Below are 15,570 nucleotides of genomic sequence, written 5' to 3' on the forward strand. Positions count from 1 at the left end.
CCAGCCGTTCCGCCAGCTGGGTGCGGCAGGCAGACGAACGCGTTGAGCACCACCATGCCCGCCCGGGTACCCAAACGCACCGGGAGGAGGGAAAGAATTCGATCGAGGTTCCGGAACTAGGCTCCGTCCGCCGCGATGTGGCAGAGCAGCAGGCAGATGTCGTCGTCGCGTTCGGAGTCGCTCAGCATCGGGTCCAGGATCCGGTCCGCCGAACCGTCCAGGTCCTGTTCCAGTCGCGCCGGCCCGAGGGAGCCGAGCGCCTGCGCGAGGCGTTCGATGCCCGGGTCTATGCCGAGGGCACGCCGCTCGACCAGACCGTCCGTGTAGAGCGCCAGCGTCGAGCCGGGCGGCATCTCCATCGTGTGGTCGTGGATCTGCTGGCTGAGCGGGATGCCGAGCATGGCGCTGGGCTTCGCGTCCAGCGTGTGCACCTGCCCGTCGGGAGTGCGCAGCACGGGCGGCGGGTGCCCGGCGGCGGCCCAGGTCAGGGTGGTTTCGTCGGGGTGGAAGCGGGCGATGACGGCGGTGGCGTACAGATCCGGCTGGAGATGATGCAGGAACGAGTGCAGCCGGGTCAGCAGCGTGCCGGGGCTGCCGCCGTCCACGGCGTACGCGCGCAGTGCGGTGCGCAGCTGACTCATCATCACGGCCGCGTGCAGCCCGTGGCCGGTGACGTCGCCGATGACCGCGATCAGGCCGCCGTCGGGCTGGCGGAAGGCGTCGTACCAGTCACCGCCGATGTTCAGACCGTGGGTGGCGGGAAGATAGCGGGCCGCGAGACGCAGGCCCGGTGTCGTCGGCAGGTCCGTGAGCAGGGCGCGCTGCAGCGTCTCGGCGATGTCGCGGTTGTGCTCGAAGCGCCGGGCGTTGTCTATGGCGATGCTGGCCCGGCGGGCGATCTCGATCAGCATGACGGCGTCGTCGGGGTCCCAGCCGTCACCGGCGGGCGGCGCCAGCGTGAGCACGCCCAGCGGGGCCCGGCGCGTCGGCAACGGGATGCACAGCAGCGGCAGTTCGGGATCCAGCGCCGACGGCGGCTGGTCGTCGACGCCGGGCAGCCCGCCGGGGCGGCGCGCGGCGTACTGGGGGCGGCCGGTGCGGGCGGCGACGACGGCGGCGGCCGGGTGGGGCGACGGCGGACCCTGCTCGGCGTCGCCGTCGAACAGCCAGACGTCGACGCTGCGCGCGTACTCGGGCACGAGCAGCTCGGGCAGTTGGCGCACGATCTCGTCGTGGTTCAGCGAGGAGGTCAGCACCGCGCTCGCGTTCGCCAGGAAGGTCAGCCGACGGCGGGCGCTCTCCGCCTCCGTGCGGGCCTTGCGCTCGGCGGCGAAGGCCTCCCGCTGGGCGCGTCCGGCGGCGTCCAGCTCCGCGTGCAGGGCCACCACGCCCTGGTTGGTCTGGTGCAGCTCCTCGCGGTGGAAGGCGACCAGTTCCTCCTGGTCGGACAGCTTCTCCAGCACCAGGGCCGTGTCCTCGTCGGCACCGAGCAGGGACTCCGCCAGCTCCGCGGCGGCGTCCGGCGGCGCGGAACCGGCCACCTGGGCCGACGGCTCGGGGCAGACGGCCGAGGCCCGCCACGGGGGATGCGCGGCGGACTCCGCGGGGTCGCAGGCGGTGAGCGACAGGTGCAGGGCCCCCGGTCCCGCCTCGTCGGTGACCACGTCCAGCGTCAGGCGCCAGGTGCCGCCCTTGGTCAGGCACTGGCGCAGCTGGGTGCTGAGCGAGGTGGTCAGGCGGGTGCGGTCGAGGGAGGTGACGCCGTACGCGGCGGCCAGCCGGGCGGTGCCGATACGGGCCCGGGCGGCGTCGGTGACGGTGGCGATCTCCCAGGTGCGCTTCATGTGCGGTCCCGTGCTGTCGGGGCCAGTACGGCCACGGCGGTGTCGTCCCGGACCGGTCGGGCGGCGCTGCCCGCGTCGCGCAGGGTCACCGCCGCGACGACGGCCGGATCGGCGGACAGCACACCGGGATCGGCGGGCGGCGTCCAGCGGCTGGGCAGACCGTCGCTGTGCATGATCAGCAGCCGGCCGGCCGCCCAGGGCATCCGGTCCTCGCGCAGGGTCCCGGGCCGGTGGACGCCGACGATGCCGGGGCGGGACAGCAGGGCGCGCCAGGTGTCCCCGTCCTGCAGCCGGGCCCCTATGTTGCCGATGCCGGCGAAGCGGAGGAGCCCCGCGCCGCTGTCGACCTGGGCCACGGCGACGGCCGCGCCGCGGGTGCCCCTCAGCGCGGTGTCGAGGTGCCGTAGACACTCGGCGGGGGTGAGGTGGGCCGAGGCGTGCAGCGCGTCCACCGCCGCCGTCGAGGCGCGTGCCGCCTCCGGTCCGTGCCCCAGTCCGTCGGCCAGCATCAGCGTGGCGCGGTCGCCCGACCGGACCCAGGCCCAGGCGTCGCCGGAGGTCTCCGCGCCGCCGAAGGGCACGTTGACCCCGCCGGCACGCAGTCCGGCCGGCACGGCGGCCCGGGGGCGGGCACCGACCCGGGCCAGGGCCACCGTGCCCCGTCCCGGCACGCTGTGCAGCGCGAAGTCGTCCGCCACGCGCCGGCATGTGCCCAGGCCGGCGCCGAGGGAGCGCGCGGTGGAGAACCCGTCGCTGAGGGCGGCCGGGACGTCGGCGATGCCGGGGCCGTGGTCGATCGCCGCTATCTGCACGAACCACACGGGGGCGCGGGCATCCGCCGGAGCGGGCGCGGGCACGATCTCGACCAGCAGCTGTCCTCCCTGGGTGTGCTTGAGCAGGTTGGTGGCCAGCTCGGTGGCCACCAGCGAGGCGGCCGCCGTGCGCGCCGAGTCGAGCCCGGCCAGGGCCGCGGCGGATTCCGCGGCGACCCGGGCGTCGCGCACCCGGGTCGAGTCGTGCACCGGCACGTCCCACACGCTCGGCATCAGATCCCTCCACGCGGCCGCGGCGGAGCCGACGGCCAGGAGATCACCGTCACCGCGGTGCCCTCGCCCGGGGCGCTCTTCACCGAGAACTCGTGCACCAGGCGCTTGGCGCCGCCGAGCCCCATGCCCAGCCCGTCGCCGGACGTGTAGCCGTCGCTCAGGGCGCGCTCCAGGTCCGGGATGCCGGGGCCCTCGTCGGAGAAGGTCAGCCGCAGCCCGACCGCCCGGCCGCAGGCCGCCCGGGACACCTCCATCCGGCCGCCCCCGCCGTGCACCAGGGTGTTGCGGGCCAGCTCGCTGGCGGCGGTCACCATCTTCGTCTGCTCCACCAGACCGAAGCCGAGCTGGCCGGCGGCCTGCCGTACGTGCTGCCGGACCCAGACCAGATCCATGTCGGACCGGATCGGCAGGCAGGTCTCCACGCCTGCGGAGGTCGGCATCATCGAGGCTCCGCGGACTGCGGGCCGCGCCGGGACGCCGGCGTCCGGCGGGCGAGCAGGTCCATGGCCGCTTCCACGTGCAGGGCGGTGTGCAGTCCGGGCAGCGTCAGCCCCAGCTCCACCAGCGTGAGCGCGACCGCCGGGCGCATGCCGGCCACCACGGTCCGTGCGGCCAGCAGCGAGGACTGCGCCGCGATCTCCGCCAGCACGCGCCCGAGGAAGGAGTCGACGATCTCCATGCCGGAGATGTCGATGACCACCCCGGTCACCCCGCTGCTGGCGATGGTGTCGGCGATGTCCTGCTGGAGCTGTTGCGCCGTGCTGTCGTACAGGTCTCCCTGCAGGGTGACCAGCAGCACGTCGCCCAGCCGGAGCACGGGCACATGCGCGGAGGTGGAATGCCCGAAATCGCTCACCGCGACCCCGCACCGTCCGCCGGCGCGTTGACGATGCCGGCACCCAGCTCGTGCAGGGCGTACCGCAGGGCGTCGGCCAGGCTGGCGCGGGTGATCACGGTCCCGAGGTCCAGGCCGAGATGGACGATGGTCTGCGCGATCGCGGGGCGGATGCCGGAGACGACGCATTCGGCGCCCATCAGCCGGGCGGCCGCGACGGTCTTCATCAGGTGCTGCGCCACGAGCGAGTCGACCGTCGGCACCCCGGTGATGTCCAGGATCGCGAAGCGCGCGTGCTGCTCGACGATCGCCTCCAGCAGCGTCTCCATCACGACCTGGCTGCGCGCGCTGTCGAGCGTTCCGATCAGCGGCACGGCCACGATGCCGTCCCACAACTTGATGACAGGGGTGGCCACTTCGAGCAGCTGGAGCTGCTGCCGCTCGATCAGGGCGTGGCCCTCCGACAGTGACGTGTCCAGGACGACGAGCCGCAGCGTCCCCATCAGCACGGTCAGCGCCATCACGCACTCCCGCGCCTGCTCGGCGGGTGCGTCCGCGAGATCGGAGAGCAGCAGGTTGACCGCGGGCGGGCGCAGGGCGTCCACCTCGGTGGACACCTGCGCGGTGGTGAACCCGGCACGGGAGCGCGAGGCGCCCATGCGGGACAACTGCTCGCGCACCACGGTGAATCCGGCGGCGTCCGTGTCGTGCAACCGGTCGGCGTCCGCGACGTCCGCCAGCGCGTCGAGGACGTGCCGGGCCGCCTCGACGGCCTCGTCCCTGGACACGGTGAACACGGCCCGGAACATGGACTCGTCGGCCCAGCGCTGGGCGATCTGCTCGCGGCGGCGGCGGAGGAACTCCGCGACCTGTCCCGTGGGCGATCCGTCGGTTCCAGCCGCTTCGTGCTCCGGCACCTGTTCACTCCTCGTCCGAGTCGTCCTGTCGCGTCGGCCGAGCCCGCCGCAGGTCGGATGCGGGGGTGCCAGCCCTTGCCGGACGACAACTTTAACCATGGTCCTGGGCGGTCCGTGACCTCGTCCGGCTCAGTGATCCCGCCCTGTGGTCGCGCCCCTTGTGAGGGCGGTCAGACGCCGGCCGACGTCACCCCTGTTCCTGGATGATGCGGGCGAGAGCCTCCTCGACGCTGTCCGACACCGGCACGGTGATGCTGACGCCCGTGAGGTCGAGAATCCGCTGTACGGCAGGGGTGGGCGAAATGATGTGGACGCTCCCCGGCAGATCGCGGACCTCCTGGTAGGCGCGCAGGATGATGCTCATGCCCGAGGAGTCCATGAACGGCACCTTCGACAGATCCAGCAGGAAATGCCGTCGGCCGTGATGCAGCTGGTTGGCCAGATGGTGCTGGAGCTCCGTCGCGGTGTCGACGTCCAAGTAGCCCTCCGCCGTGATCACGGCCACGTCCTGGGCGGGCAGGCTGACCTCGATGGACAGGGGGTTCTGGGCAACGGACACGGCTTCCTCCAATAAGACGGGTGTACGGCGGCCTTGCGCAATTACCCCCGATCGCGCTCGGCATGCACCGAGTCACCTGCCGCACTCCTGTGACCGAGTCGTACCGAATGTGATCGTGGGAACCGGGTAACTGCTGCTGTGGGACAGGGAGCCGATCTCACTGTGTGGGGCGGGGCCGTTCGACCTAGGCATGGAAGGCTGTTTGAGGTGGAGGAGTGGTGAGGCGGCCCGGCGGGACTCGGGCCACGGGTCAGGTGACGACCGCGGCCGCGGCACGCGCCCATGCGCGGTCGGTGGTTCGGGAGCAGTGGGAGACCGTGTACGGCACGGCTCGTGAGCAAGATCTCATCGATCTGCTCATCGTCGTGTCCGAGCTCGTCACCAACGCGATCCGGCACGGCGACGGCCTGGCGGGGTTCGAGGTCGCCCCGTCCCTCGGCGGACTGCGGATCTCCGTCCAGGACTACAGCGATCTGGTGCCCGAGACGGCGTACGGAACCGGCGCCCTGCCCGTGGTGCACGAGGGCAACGGGTACGGCTGGCCGCTGATCATCCGGCTGGCACGGGAGATCTCGATCGAAAGACGCCCGGCGGGCGGCAAGACGATCAGCATGCTGGTCCCGCTGCGCGCCGCGGACCGGCACTGTGCGGCGGAGGCCCAGCAGCCGGCGTGAGGCGCCGGGATTCCGCCGCGGCGCCCGGACCTCACCAGGGCAGGAAGACGTGGATGTCCTTCCCGCTCTCGCTCGTGGCGACGCTGATCTGCTCGCACAGCGCATGGAGCAGATGCCAGCCGACCCCGCCGCCCCCGCCGTCGGGACGGAAGGGGCGTGGCGCCGGCGGGACCGTGCTCGTGTCGTGCATGACCACATGGATGCCGTCCAAGGTCCTGCGCATCCTGAGCTCGAAGGGGCCCGGTGCGTACTGGATCGCGTTCGCGGCGAGTTCCGTGACCACCAGCAGTATGTCGTCCCAGTGCTCCGGCGTCGCCGGAGGTGTCACCTCCGCGAGGTCGTCGAGGAAACGCTCCGCGTCCAGGCGGGCGTCCGTCACATCGCTCAGCTCGCCGGGGAAGCGAGTAACCCTCTCCGGGATCTCCCCTGGGCTGCGCGTCATGTTCCAGCGCGGCTCGGTCGGCATCTCACCTTTCCCACCCCGTGTCTACAGCCCTGTCGTCGCGGGCACTTGCGTTTCGGGAGTGTCCACGTTCCCAAGTCGACGAAGGCTACGCATCCCCTGAAGCATTACCGCTGTATCCGACACGGATCGTCACAGGCCCTCACGGAAACAAGCCCTCACGGGAACAGGCTTTCACGGGAACAGGTTTTCACCGGAACACGTTGTCCGTCTCGTCCCAGCTCGACAATTCGTCCGGCACGCTGTGCCGCGGAGCGTTCGTACGGGCCTGGTACATCGCGTCGATCTCGAACGCGTAGTGCCGCACGATCGCGTCCCGGCGCAGCTTCATCGACGGCGTCATGAGCCCGCTCGCCATGTCGAACTGCGACGGAAGCACCCGGAAGACCCGGATCGACTCCGTGCGTGAGACCGCGCTGTTGGCGGCGGCCACGGCGCGCCCGATCTCCTCCCGCAGCGCGTTCTCCTCGCGGGCCTCCCGGCTCGGGGTGTCGCTCTGCAGGGCCAGCGAGCCGCGCCAGTACGCCAGGAACTGCGGGTCCAGGGTGATCAGCGCTCCCACGCAGGGGCGGTTGTCGCCCACGACGACCGCCTGGTGGACCAGCGGATGCATCCTCAGCCGCTGCTCCAGGGCGGCCGGGGCGACGCTCTTGCCGCCGCTGGTGACGATGACGTCCTTCTTGCGGCCGGTGATCGTCAGATAGCCCTCGGAGTCCAGCTGCCCCAGGTCCCCGGTGGCCAGCCAGCCGCCGCGCAGCGCCGCCCGCGTCGCCGGCTCGTCGTTGACGTAGCCCTGGAACACCGACGGCCCGCGCACCAGGATCTCGCCGTCGTCGGCCATCATGACGTCCGTGCCGGGCAGCGCCTGTCCCACCGTGCCCGACATCTCCCGGCCCAGCGGCTGCGCCGTGACGCCGCCCCCGGTCTCGGTGAGCCCGTAGCCGTCGTTGACGTAGATCCCGATCCCCTCGAAGAACAGGGACAGTTCGCGGCTGAGGGTCGAGCCGCCGGAGGTGGCGCGGCACACCCGGCCGCCGAGCGCGGCGCGCAGCTTGCGGTACACCGTGCGCTCGAACAGGGCGTGTTGCAGCCGCAGATCGAAACCGGGGCCCGAGCCGCCGCCCAGCCGGTGTCTTTCGAGGGCGGCGGCGTAGTCCCGCGCCGTGTCCGCCGCCCGCTCGAACAGCGCGCCCCGGCCGGTCTCCTGGGCGGCGCGCAGGAAGTTCTTGTAGATCCGTTCGAAGAGGGAGGGCACCGCGCAGATGTAGGTGGGCCGGAAGGACTTCAGCGAGGCCGCCAGTGCCTCCTCGCTCAGGTCGGGTTCATGACCCATCATCATGCCGCCGCGGATGCACAGACCCTGGACGAGAAGGCCGTAGACGTGGGAGAACGGCAGGAAGGCGAGGACCGTCCCCTGCTGCTCGCCCGGCGGGATCACCGTGTGGCCCCAGCCGGCGAGCAGGGTGTCGCACGGGCTCGCCAGGTTGCGGTGGCTCAGCGCGCACCCCAGGGGATGGCCGGTCGTGCCCGAGGTGTAGGTGACGGCGGCGGTGGAGTCCGGCAGCACGATGCGGCGCATCGAGTCGACCGTGGTGAACGGGACGAACGCGCCGCGCTCCACCAGGTCCCGCATCGCCCCCGCGTCCAACTGCCAGACGTGGCGCAGCTGCGGCAGCCCACCGCACACGGAGCCGACCGTCATCACCGCCTGCTCGTCCTCCACCACCACGGCCACGCAGCCGGAGTCCTTGAGGATCCACTCCACCTGGTCGCGTGAGGACGTCGGGTAGATCGGGACGATCTCGGCCCCCACCGCCCACAGCGCGTAGGAGAGCACCGTCCACTCGTAACGGGTCCGCGCCATGATCGCCACGCGGTGGCCCGGTGAAATGCCGGACGCGATCAGGCCTTTCGCCAGTTCGACGACCTGGTCGCGCACCTCTACGGCGGTCACCTCCTCCCACGTGGTGGAGGAGGGGTCGCGGCGTGCGAGCAGGGGAAGAGTGGGGTTCTGGGCCGCCGTCTCGAAGACGCTGTCGGCCAGCCCGCCGGTCAGGGACGAAACGGTGGGGGGAGCGAGGGCGAAGTCGCGCATGCGCTGCTCCTGGGCTGTACGGAGGGTGACCACGCCGACGATTTCCGTTGTCGACGGTGCTCGAATCTAGCCCAGCTCAGTGCGGATGGTGACCAGAACTTGTGAAGTTGCACACCCGTGATGATCTCGGGATGTACGAGGAATGTGAACTCCCGTCAACAAGGGGCCCACTGGGCTCGTCTCGTCACGCCTGGGTGTGCCGCGCGCACGCCGTGACGACCCCGCGCAGACTCCCGGTCTGCTCCAGCAGCCCTCGCTGGAGCTGCGCGCCCGTGCCGCCGTCGAGGAGCTGGGCGCAGCCGAGCCGGGCCCGGTCCAGGTCGCCACAGTCGGCGAGCGCCTGCCCGGTGTGCTCCAGCAGTGCCTCCACCACCGTCTCGGCGGGCAGCCGGCGCATGGTCGCCGGGTGCAGCAGCTCCTCGGCGAGCCCGGAGCGCGCCGCCCGCCAGGCGGCCATCCGGAGCAGGCTCACGCTGTGGTCCACCGGGTCCCGCCCGGCGCGCCACTCCCGGGCCGCGGTCTCGACGAGCCCCCGGGCCAGCATGGCGATCAGCACGGCGGTGGAGGCGTGCAGGCACACGTCGGCCACCCGGATCTCCACCGTCGGATAGTTCTGCGACAGCCGGGCGTCGAAATAGACCATCCCCTCGTCGAGGATCACCCCGCTCGCGACCATGTGCGCCACCCGCCGGTGGTAGCGCTCGGCCGATCCGAACACCTCGGTCGGACCGGACGACGGCCAGCGCTGCCACACCCTGCTGCGGTAGCTGTGGTAACTGGTGTCCTTCCCCTGCCAGTAGGGGGAGTTGGAACTGAGCGCCGCCAGGACCGACAGCCAGGGCCGGATGCGATCCAGGATCGCGACGCCCTCCTCGTCGGAGTCGACGCCCACATGGACATGGCAGCCGCACACCAGCTGCTCCTGGGCGGCGAGGCCGTACTGCTCGGCCATCCACTGGTAGCGGCTGCCCTTCCCGACGGACGGGCTCACCGGCAGCGGCGAGCTGGCCAGGGCCGCCACCGTGCACCCGATCTCCCCGGCGTGCCGGGCCGCCTCCTTACGGCAGCGGACGATCTCCGCGCCCAACTCCGCCATGTCGGCCTGGGGATGCGTGGCGAACTCCAGCATCTGGCCGTACAGCTCCTTCTCGAACACCTCCTGGTCGGGGTCGTCCTGTGCCGCCCGGGCCAGCACGGCGCCCGACAGTGCCTTCGGCTCACCCGTCTCCGGGTCCACCAGGAGGAGCTCCTCCTCCACTCCGACGGTCCGCACCGAGGCAGCCTCCCTGTGACATCACACCGCTACGACGTCACCGGGTACCCCGCTGATCGTCACTGCAACGGGGTGAGCCAGACGGTGGCGAGCGGCGGCAGGGTGAGCGTGATCCGCTCCTCCTCCACCTTGATGTCGTCCGGGTTGGTGACGTCGCCGCCGCCGTAGCAGGCGGCGTCCGTGTTGAGGACCTCCCGCCAGGCGGGGAAGGCGTCCGGCGCCCAGAGGCGGTAGTCGTGGCGGACGACGGGGGAGAAGTTGGAGACCGACAGGAGCGGGCTGCCGTCGGCGGCGAACCGCAGGAACGCGAAGACGTTGTCCTCGGCGGCGTCCCCCAGCACCCACTGGAAGCCGCCCGGGTCGGTGTCCCGCTGCCACAGCGCCGGCGTGCCGCGGTAGACCGAGTTGAGATCGCGGACCAGGTCCCTGACCCCGCGGTGATCGGCCTCGGCGCCGTAACCGGGGGAGACCAGCCACCACTCCGGACCGTGCTCCTGGGACCACTCGGACCCCTGGGCGAACTCCTGCCCCATGAAGAGGAGTTGCTTGCCCGGATGGGCCCACATGAAGCCCAGGTAAGCGCGGTGGTTGGCGCGCCGCTGCCACCAGTCGCCGGGCATCTTCGACACCAGCGCCTGTTTGCCGTGCACCACTTCGTCGTGCGAGATGGGCAGCACGTAGTTCTCGCTGTACGCGTACACCATCGAGAACGTCATCTCGTTGTGGTGGTACTTGCGGTGCACCGGCTCGTGCTCGATGTAGCCGAGCGAGTCGTGCATCCAGCCCATGTTCCACTTCAGCCCGAAGCCCAGGCCGCCGCTGTCGGTGGGGCGCGTCACGCCGTCCCACGCCGTCGACTCCTCGGCGATGGTCACCACACCGGGCGCCCGCCGGTACACGGTCGCATTCATCTCCTGGAGGAACCTCATCGCGTCCAGGTCCTCACGCCCGCCGTGCACGTTCGGTACCCACTGGCCCGAGTCCCGCGAGTAGTCGAGGTAGAGCATGGAGGCGACGGCGTCCACCCGCAGGCCGTCGATGTGGAACTCCTCGCACCAGTAGACGGCGTTGGCGACCAGGAAGTTGCGCACCTCGACGCGCCCGAAGTCGAACTCGTAGGTGCCCCAGTCGGGGTGCTCGGCCCGCCGCGAGTCCCCGGGCTCGTACAGCGGATCACCGTCGAACCGCGCCAACGCCCAGTCGTCCTTGGGGAAGTGGGCGGGCACCCAGTCCATGATCACGCCGATGCCGGCCCGGTGCAGGGAGTCGATCAGGTGCCGGAGGTCGTCCGGGGAGCCGAGCCGCGAGGTCGGCGCGTAGTAGGAGGTGACCTGATACCCCCAGGACGGGCCGAAGGGATGCTCGGCGAGCGGCATCAGCTCGACATGGGTGAAGCCGAGCCGCTTGACGTACTCCGGCAGCTGGTCGGCGAGTTGACGGTACGTCAGTCCCGGTCGCCAGGACGGCAGATGGACCTCGTAGACGGAGAACGGCGCCTCGTGCACCGGAGTGTCCCCGCGATGCGCCATCCACTCGGCGTCGCTCCACTCGTACTCCGAGGCCGTCACGATGGACGCCGTCGCGGGCGGAACCTCGGTTCGGCGGGCCATCGGGTCCGCCTTGAGGAAGCGGCCGCCGTACCGCGAGGTGATCTCGAACTTGTAGCGCGCGCCCTCGCCGATGCCGGGCACGAACAGCTCCCACACGCCGGAGGCGCCCAGGGACCGCATCGGCAGCGCCGTCCCGTCCCAGCAGGTGAACTCCCCGGCGACCCGCACGCCTTGGGCGTTCGGCGCCCACACGGTGAACCGGGTGCCGGTCACACCGTCGTGGGTCATCGGGTGCGCGCCGAGTGCCTTCCACAGCTCCTCGTGCCGGCCCTCGCGCACGAGATGGAGGTCGAGCTCGCCGAGCGCGGGCAGGAAGCGGTACGGATCCGCCGTCTCGTGCTCGCCGTCCGCGTACCGCACGACCAGCGTGTACTCGGGGATCGCGTCGAGCGGCAGCACACCGGAGAACAGGCCGTCGCCCTCCGAGGTCAGCGCCCGGCGCTCGCCGTCGACGACGACGAACACCGAGCGGGCGTACGGGCGCAGGGTCCGGAAGGCGATGCCGCCCGGGACCGGATGAGCGCCCAGCAGGCCGTGCGGATCGTGATGGCGGCCGGAGAGCAGGCGTTCGCGGTCCCCGGGATCCAGGGCGGGCGCGGCCCCGCATCCGGTGGTCGGCGGGCCGGACGGCTCGGGAAGTGAGGTGTCACGCAGGGCCACGGGTTCAGCCTCCTCTCACGGCGAGTCGCTCGATCGCCGCCATGGGTACGGGGAGCCAGTCCGGTCGGTTCCGGGCTTCGTACAGGACCTCGTACACGGCTCTGTCGGTCTCGTAGGCACGCAGCAGCGCGTGCTTCTTTCGCGGGTCCCAGCCTGCCCGGCCGGCGTAGCCGGCGCAGTACGCCTCGCGGCAGCGGCGTGCCCATTCCGGGCGCCACGGGCGGCGCTGCCGCGCGGCGTAGTCGAAGGAGCGCAGCATGCCCGCGATGTCCCGCAACGGGGACTGGACGCTGCGCCGTTCGGCGAGGGGACGGGACGGCTCGCCCTCGAAGTCGATGACGAACCAGTCCCGGCCCGCCCGCAGCACCTGGCCCAGGTGCAGGTCGCCGTGGATGCGCTGGGCGGACGGCCCGGTGTCGCACGTGACCAGCGCGCCGAAGGCGGAACGCAGGCCCGCCACATAGGGCTGCAACGCGGGTACGCAGTGCGCCGCGGAGACCAGGCGCTCGGTCATCGCCGCCGCCGTCCGCCCGTTCTCGTCGTGGGTCCCGGCAGGGAACGCGGCGGCCAGCGCGACATGCACGTCGGCGGTGGCCCGGCCCAACTCGCGGGCCTGCACGGTGAAGTCGTCGCCGGAGGCGAGGGCGTGCAGCGCCAGCGCCCAGCCGTCCGAGGCGCCGGGCAGGAACGGCTGCAGCACGCCGAGCGTCGCCTCCTGCGGATGCGTCGTACGGAACCACGCCACGGGCGCCGGCACCCGGCCGCAGCCCTGCGCGGCCAGCGCCTCCGGCACCTCCAGGTCGGGGTTGACGCCGGGCTGGATGCGCCGGAAGACCTTCAGGATGAACTCGTCGCCGTACACGAGCGAGGAGTTGGACTGCTCTGCCTCCAGCACTCTCGGCACCAGACCGGCGGGCACGCGCACGGACGGGTTCGCCTCGAAGCGCAGGGGGCCGGCCGTACCGGGCTGCCGCAGCCGCTCCAGGAGGAGCTGTGCGGAACGGGGGTCCTGGAGCGCGTCGTAGACCAACAGACCGGCGAGGGGCCCCACTTCGGCCCGGCCGATGAGGGCGCGGCCGAGCCTCGGCGAGGGGTTCTTGCGAACGCCGAGCAGCAGTTGGTAGCAGTCTCCGACGGGCGCGGCACCACTGGGCACGGGCACTCCGGACTGGCCGGCGTGCACCAGCAGATGCAGACAGCCCGGGAACAGCTCGGTGAAGGACAGCAGACCGAGGTCCGTGACGGGCCGGTCCTTGCCGGCGAACCAGCGCTGGCGCGGCAGCCATTCGCGCAGCAGCCCGGTCAACGAGGCCATGGGCCCGGTGACGACGCTGCGTCTGGGGCTCAGCGATGCGGTCTTCGTCGTCATGGTGACGCGTCCTTTCCTCGGCTCACGCTCAAGATCGCTGGCCGATGCGGGATGCGACTCGGGTGAGCCGGAACCAGTAGAAGCCGTGCCCGGCGAGGGTCAGCAGGTACGGCAGCTCACCGATGGCCGGAAAGCGCACCCCGCCGATGAGCTCCACGGGATGGCGTCCGTCGTAGGCCCGCAGGTCCAGCTCGGTGGGCTGGGCGAAGCGGGAGAAGTTGTTCACGCAGAGCACCAGGTCGTCCTCGTACTCCCGCAGGTAGGCCAGGACCGCCGGGTTGGAGGAGGGGAGCTCGGTGTACGTGCCGAGGCCGAAGGCCGGGTTCTGCTTACGGATCTCGATCATCCGGCGGGTCCAGTGCAGCAGCGACGAGGGCGAGGACATGGAGGCCTCGACGTTGGTGACCTGGTAGCCGTGGACCGGGTCCATGATGGTCGGCAGGAACAGCCGGCCCGGGTCGCAGGAGGAGAACCCGGCGTTGCGGTCCGGGGTCCACTGCATCGGGGTGCGCACGGCGTCGCGGTCGCCGAGCCAGATGTTGTCGCCCATGCCGATCTCGTCGCCGTAGTACAGGATCGGCGAGCCCGGCAGCGACAGCAGCAGGGCGGTGAACAGCTCGATCTGGTTCTGGTCGTTGTCCAGGAGGGGGGCCAGGCGGCGCCGGATGCCGATGTTGGCGCGCATCCGGGGGTCCTTGGCGTACTCGGCCCACATGTAGTCGCGCTCTTCGTCGGTGACCATTTCGAGCGTGAGCTCGTCGTGGTTGCGCAGGAAGATGCCCCACTGGCAGTTGGAGGGGATGGCCGGGGTCTTGGCGAGGATCTCGGAGACGGGGTAGCGGGATTCCCTGCGGACGGCCATGAAGATGCGCGGCATGACCGGGAAGTGGAAGGCCATGTGGCACTCGTCGCCGCCGCTCTGGTAGTCGCCGAAGTAGTCGACGACGTCCTCCGGCCACTGGTTGGCCTCCGCGAGCAGCACCGTGTCCGGGTAGTGGGCGTCGATGTCGCGGCGGACGCGCTTGAGGAAGGCGTGTGAAGCGGGCAGGTTCTCGCAGTTGGTGCCCTCGGCGGCGTACAGATAGGGCACGGCGTCCAGCCGGAAGCCGTCGATGCCGAGGTCCAGCCAGAAGCGCAGGGCCGCCAGGATCTCCTCCTGCACGGCCGGGTTCTCGTAGTTGAGGTCCGGCTGGTGGGAGAAGAAGCGGTGGAAGTAGTACTGGCCCCGCACCGGGTCGAAGGTCCAGTTGGAGGCCTCGGTGTCGACGAAGATGATCCGCGCGTCCGGATAGCCCTTGTCGTCGTCGGCCCACATGTAGTAGTCGCCGTAGGGCCCGTCGGGGTCCTTTCTCGACTCCTGGAACCACGGGTGCTGGTCGCTGGTGTGGTTCATGACGAAGTCGATGATGACGCGCATGCCGCGCTGGTGGGCGGAGTCGACGAACTCGACGAAGTCGGCGAGGTCGCCGAACTCGGGCAGCACGGCCGTGTAGTCGGAGACGTCGTAACCGCCGTCCCGGAGAGGGGACTTGAAGAAGGGGGGCAGCCAGAGGCAGTCGACACCCAGCCATTGCAGGTAGTCGAGCTTGGCGGTGAGGCCCCTGAGATCGCCGATGCCGTCGCCGTTGCTGTCCTGGAAGGAACGGACGAGGACCTCGTAGAAGACCGCGCGCTTGAACCAGTCCGGGTCTCGGTCCTTGGCGGGAGTGTCCTCGAACGTGTCCGGGACGGGCTGGTTGACAGTCATGGCGCTCTGACTCTCCTATCGGTGGCTACGCGGACGACTGCTGGATGTGGAGCACGTGTGCCGGGGTCCGATCTGGATCCAGGCGTACGTAGTTGGTCCTGCCCCAGTGGTAGGTCTCACCCGTCAGTTCGTCGTGTGCGGACATGAATGCGTGCCACTCCAGGCCGAGTTGCGGCATGTCCAACGAGACCGTCGCCTCCTGGGTGTGGTGCGGGTCGACATTGACGACGACGAGGACCGTGTCCTGGCCCGAGGTCTTGCTGTAGGCGATGACCATGTCGTTGTCGGTGGCGTGGAACCGGAGGTTCCTGAGACGCTGCAGCGCCGGATGGCTCCGCCGGGCGGCGTTGAGCTTGGTGATGAGGGGGGCGAGGGTGCGGCCCTCGCGTTCGGCGGCTTCCCAGTCGCGGGGGCGGAGCTGGTACTTCTCGGAGTCGAGGTATTCCTCGCTGCCGTCGCGCAGGGGGCGGTTCTCGCA

At 71.0% G+C, this 15,570-nt stretch carries 14 protein-coding genes; 1 reads left to right on the forward strand and 13 read right to left on the reverse strand.

Annotated features, from left to right (window positions below; genetic code table 11):
• Positions 1 to 116: 116 nt before the first annotated feature.
• From ACIBN2_RS05570 to ACIBN2_RS05595, 6 genes are all read right to left on the reverse strand, one after another.
• Positions 117 to 1,844, reverse strand: a complete 1,728-nt coding sequence (locus tag ACIBN2_RS05570) for a SpoIIE family protein phosphatase (protein WP_399132835.1) — start codon at positions 1,842 to 1,844, stop codon at positions 117 to 119.
• Positions 1,841 to 2,890 carry a SpoIIE family protein phosphatase gene (locus ACIBN2_RS05575; protein ID WP_399132836.1) on the reverse strand — a complete coding sequence of 350 codons (1,050 nt, stop codon included), beginning with the start codon at positions 2,888 to 2,890 and terminating at the stop codon, positions 1,841 to 1,843. Before ACIBN2_RS05575 ends, ACIBN2_RS05570 begins: the two co-directional genes overlap by 4 nt.
• Positions 2,890 to 3,330: an anti-sigma regulatory factor gene (locus ACIBN2_RS05580; RefSeq protein WP_399132897.1), complete on the reverse strand. Its 441-nt coding sequence runs from the start codon at positions 3,328 to 3,330 to the stop codon at positions 2,890 to 2,892. Before ACIBN2_RS05580 ends, ACIBN2_RS05575 begins: the two co-directional genes overlap by 1 nt.
• Entirely contained in the window at positions 3,330 to 3,746 is a 417-nt protein-coding gene (locus tag ACIBN2_RS05585; protein WP_399132837.1) for an STAS domain-containing protein, read from the reverse strand. The genes ACIBN2_RS05580 and ACIBN2_RS05585 overlap by 1 nt, the downstream gene beginning before the upstream one ends.
• Entirely contained in the window at positions 3,743 to 4,642 is a 900-nt protein-coding gene (locus ACIBN2_RS05590; protein WP_399132838.1) for an STAS domain-containing protein, read from the reverse strand. The genes ACIBN2_RS05585 and ACIBN2_RS05590 overlap by 4 nt, the downstream gene beginning before the upstream one ends.
• 187 nt (positions 4,643 to 4,829) lie before the next feature.
• Positions 4,830 to 5,201: an STAS domain-containing protein gene (locus ACIBN2_RS05595; RefSeq protein WP_399132839.1), complete on the reverse strand. Its 372-nt coding sequence runs from the start codon at positions 5,199 to 5,201 to the stop codon at positions 4,830 to 4,832.
• Positions 5,202 to 5,455: 254 nt separating this feature from the next.
• On the opposite strand from ACIBN2_RS05595, the gene ACIBN2_RS05600 reads away from it, so the two are divergent.
• On the forward strand, positions 5,456 to 5,875 hold the full coding sequence (locus tag ACIBN2_RS05600; RefSeq protein WP_399132840.1) for an ATP-binding protein: 420 nt from the start codon (positions 5,456 to 5,458) through the stop codon (positions 5,873 to 5,875).
• A 31-nt stretch (positions 5,876 to 5,906) separates the two neighbouring features.
• On the opposite strand, the gene ACIBN2_RS05605 is transcribed toward ACIBN2_RS05600, so the two are convergent.
• From ACIBN2_RS05605 to ACIBN2_RS05635, 7 genes are all read right to left on the reverse strand, one after another.
• Entirely contained in the window at positions 5,907 to 6,341 is a 435-nt protein-coding gene (locus tag ACIBN2_RS05605) for an ATP-binding protein (RefSeq protein WP_399132841.1), read from the reverse strand.
• 187 nt (positions 6,342 to 6,528) lie between these two features.
• Positions 6,529 to 8,433: an AMP-dependent synthetase/ligase gene (locus ACIBN2_RS05610; RefSeq protein WP_399132842.1), complete on the reverse strand. Its 1,905-nt coding sequence runs from the start codon at positions 8,431 to 8,433 to the stop codon at positions 6,529 to 6,531.
• Between the two features lie 184 nt (positions 8,434 to 8,617).
• Positions 8,618 to 9,706 (reverse strand): glutamate--cysteine ligase, encoded by a 1,089-nt coding sequence (locus tag ACIBN2_RS05615; protein WP_399132843.1) that lies wholly within the window; start codon positions 9,704 to 9,706, stop codon positions 8,618 to 8,620.
• Between the two features lie 59 nt (positions 9,707 to 9,765).
• Positions 9,766 to 11,976 (reverse strand): 1,4-alpha-glucan branching enzyme, encoded by a 2,211-nt coding sequence (gene glgB / locus ACIBN2_RS05620; RefSeq protein WP_399132844.1) that lies wholly within the window; start codon positions 11,974 to 11,976, stop codon positions 9,766 to 9,768.
• 4 nt (positions 11,977 to 11,980) lie between these two features.
• Positions 11,981 to 13,345: a maltokinase gene (locus ACIBN2_RS05625; protein WP_399132845.1), complete on the reverse strand. Its 1,365-nt coding sequence runs from the start codon at positions 13,343 to 13,345 to the stop codon at positions 11,981 to 11,983.
• A gap of 28 nt (positions 13,346 to 13,373) precedes the next feature.
• The gene (treS, locus tag ACIBN2_RS05630; RefSeq protein WP_399132846.1) at positions 13,374 to 15,092 is read right to left on the reverse strand and encodes a maltose alpha-D-glucosyltransferase; all 1,719 of its coding nucleotides are present in this window, start codon (positions 15,090 to 15,092) and stop codon (positions 13,374 to 13,376) included.
• 25 nt (positions 15,093 to 15,117) lie between these two features.
• On the reverse strand, positions 15,118 to 15,570 hold a 453-nt coding region (locus ACIBN2_RS05635; RefSeq protein ID WP_399132847.1), incomplete at its 5' end, for an alpha-glucosidase C-terminal domain-containing protein.

The organism is Streptomyces sp. NPDC050534 (assembly GCF_044457745.1).
In the GTDB taxonomy this organism is placed as follows: domain Bacteria; phylum Actinomycetota; class Actinomycetes; order Streptomycetales; family Streptomycetaceae; genus Streptomyces.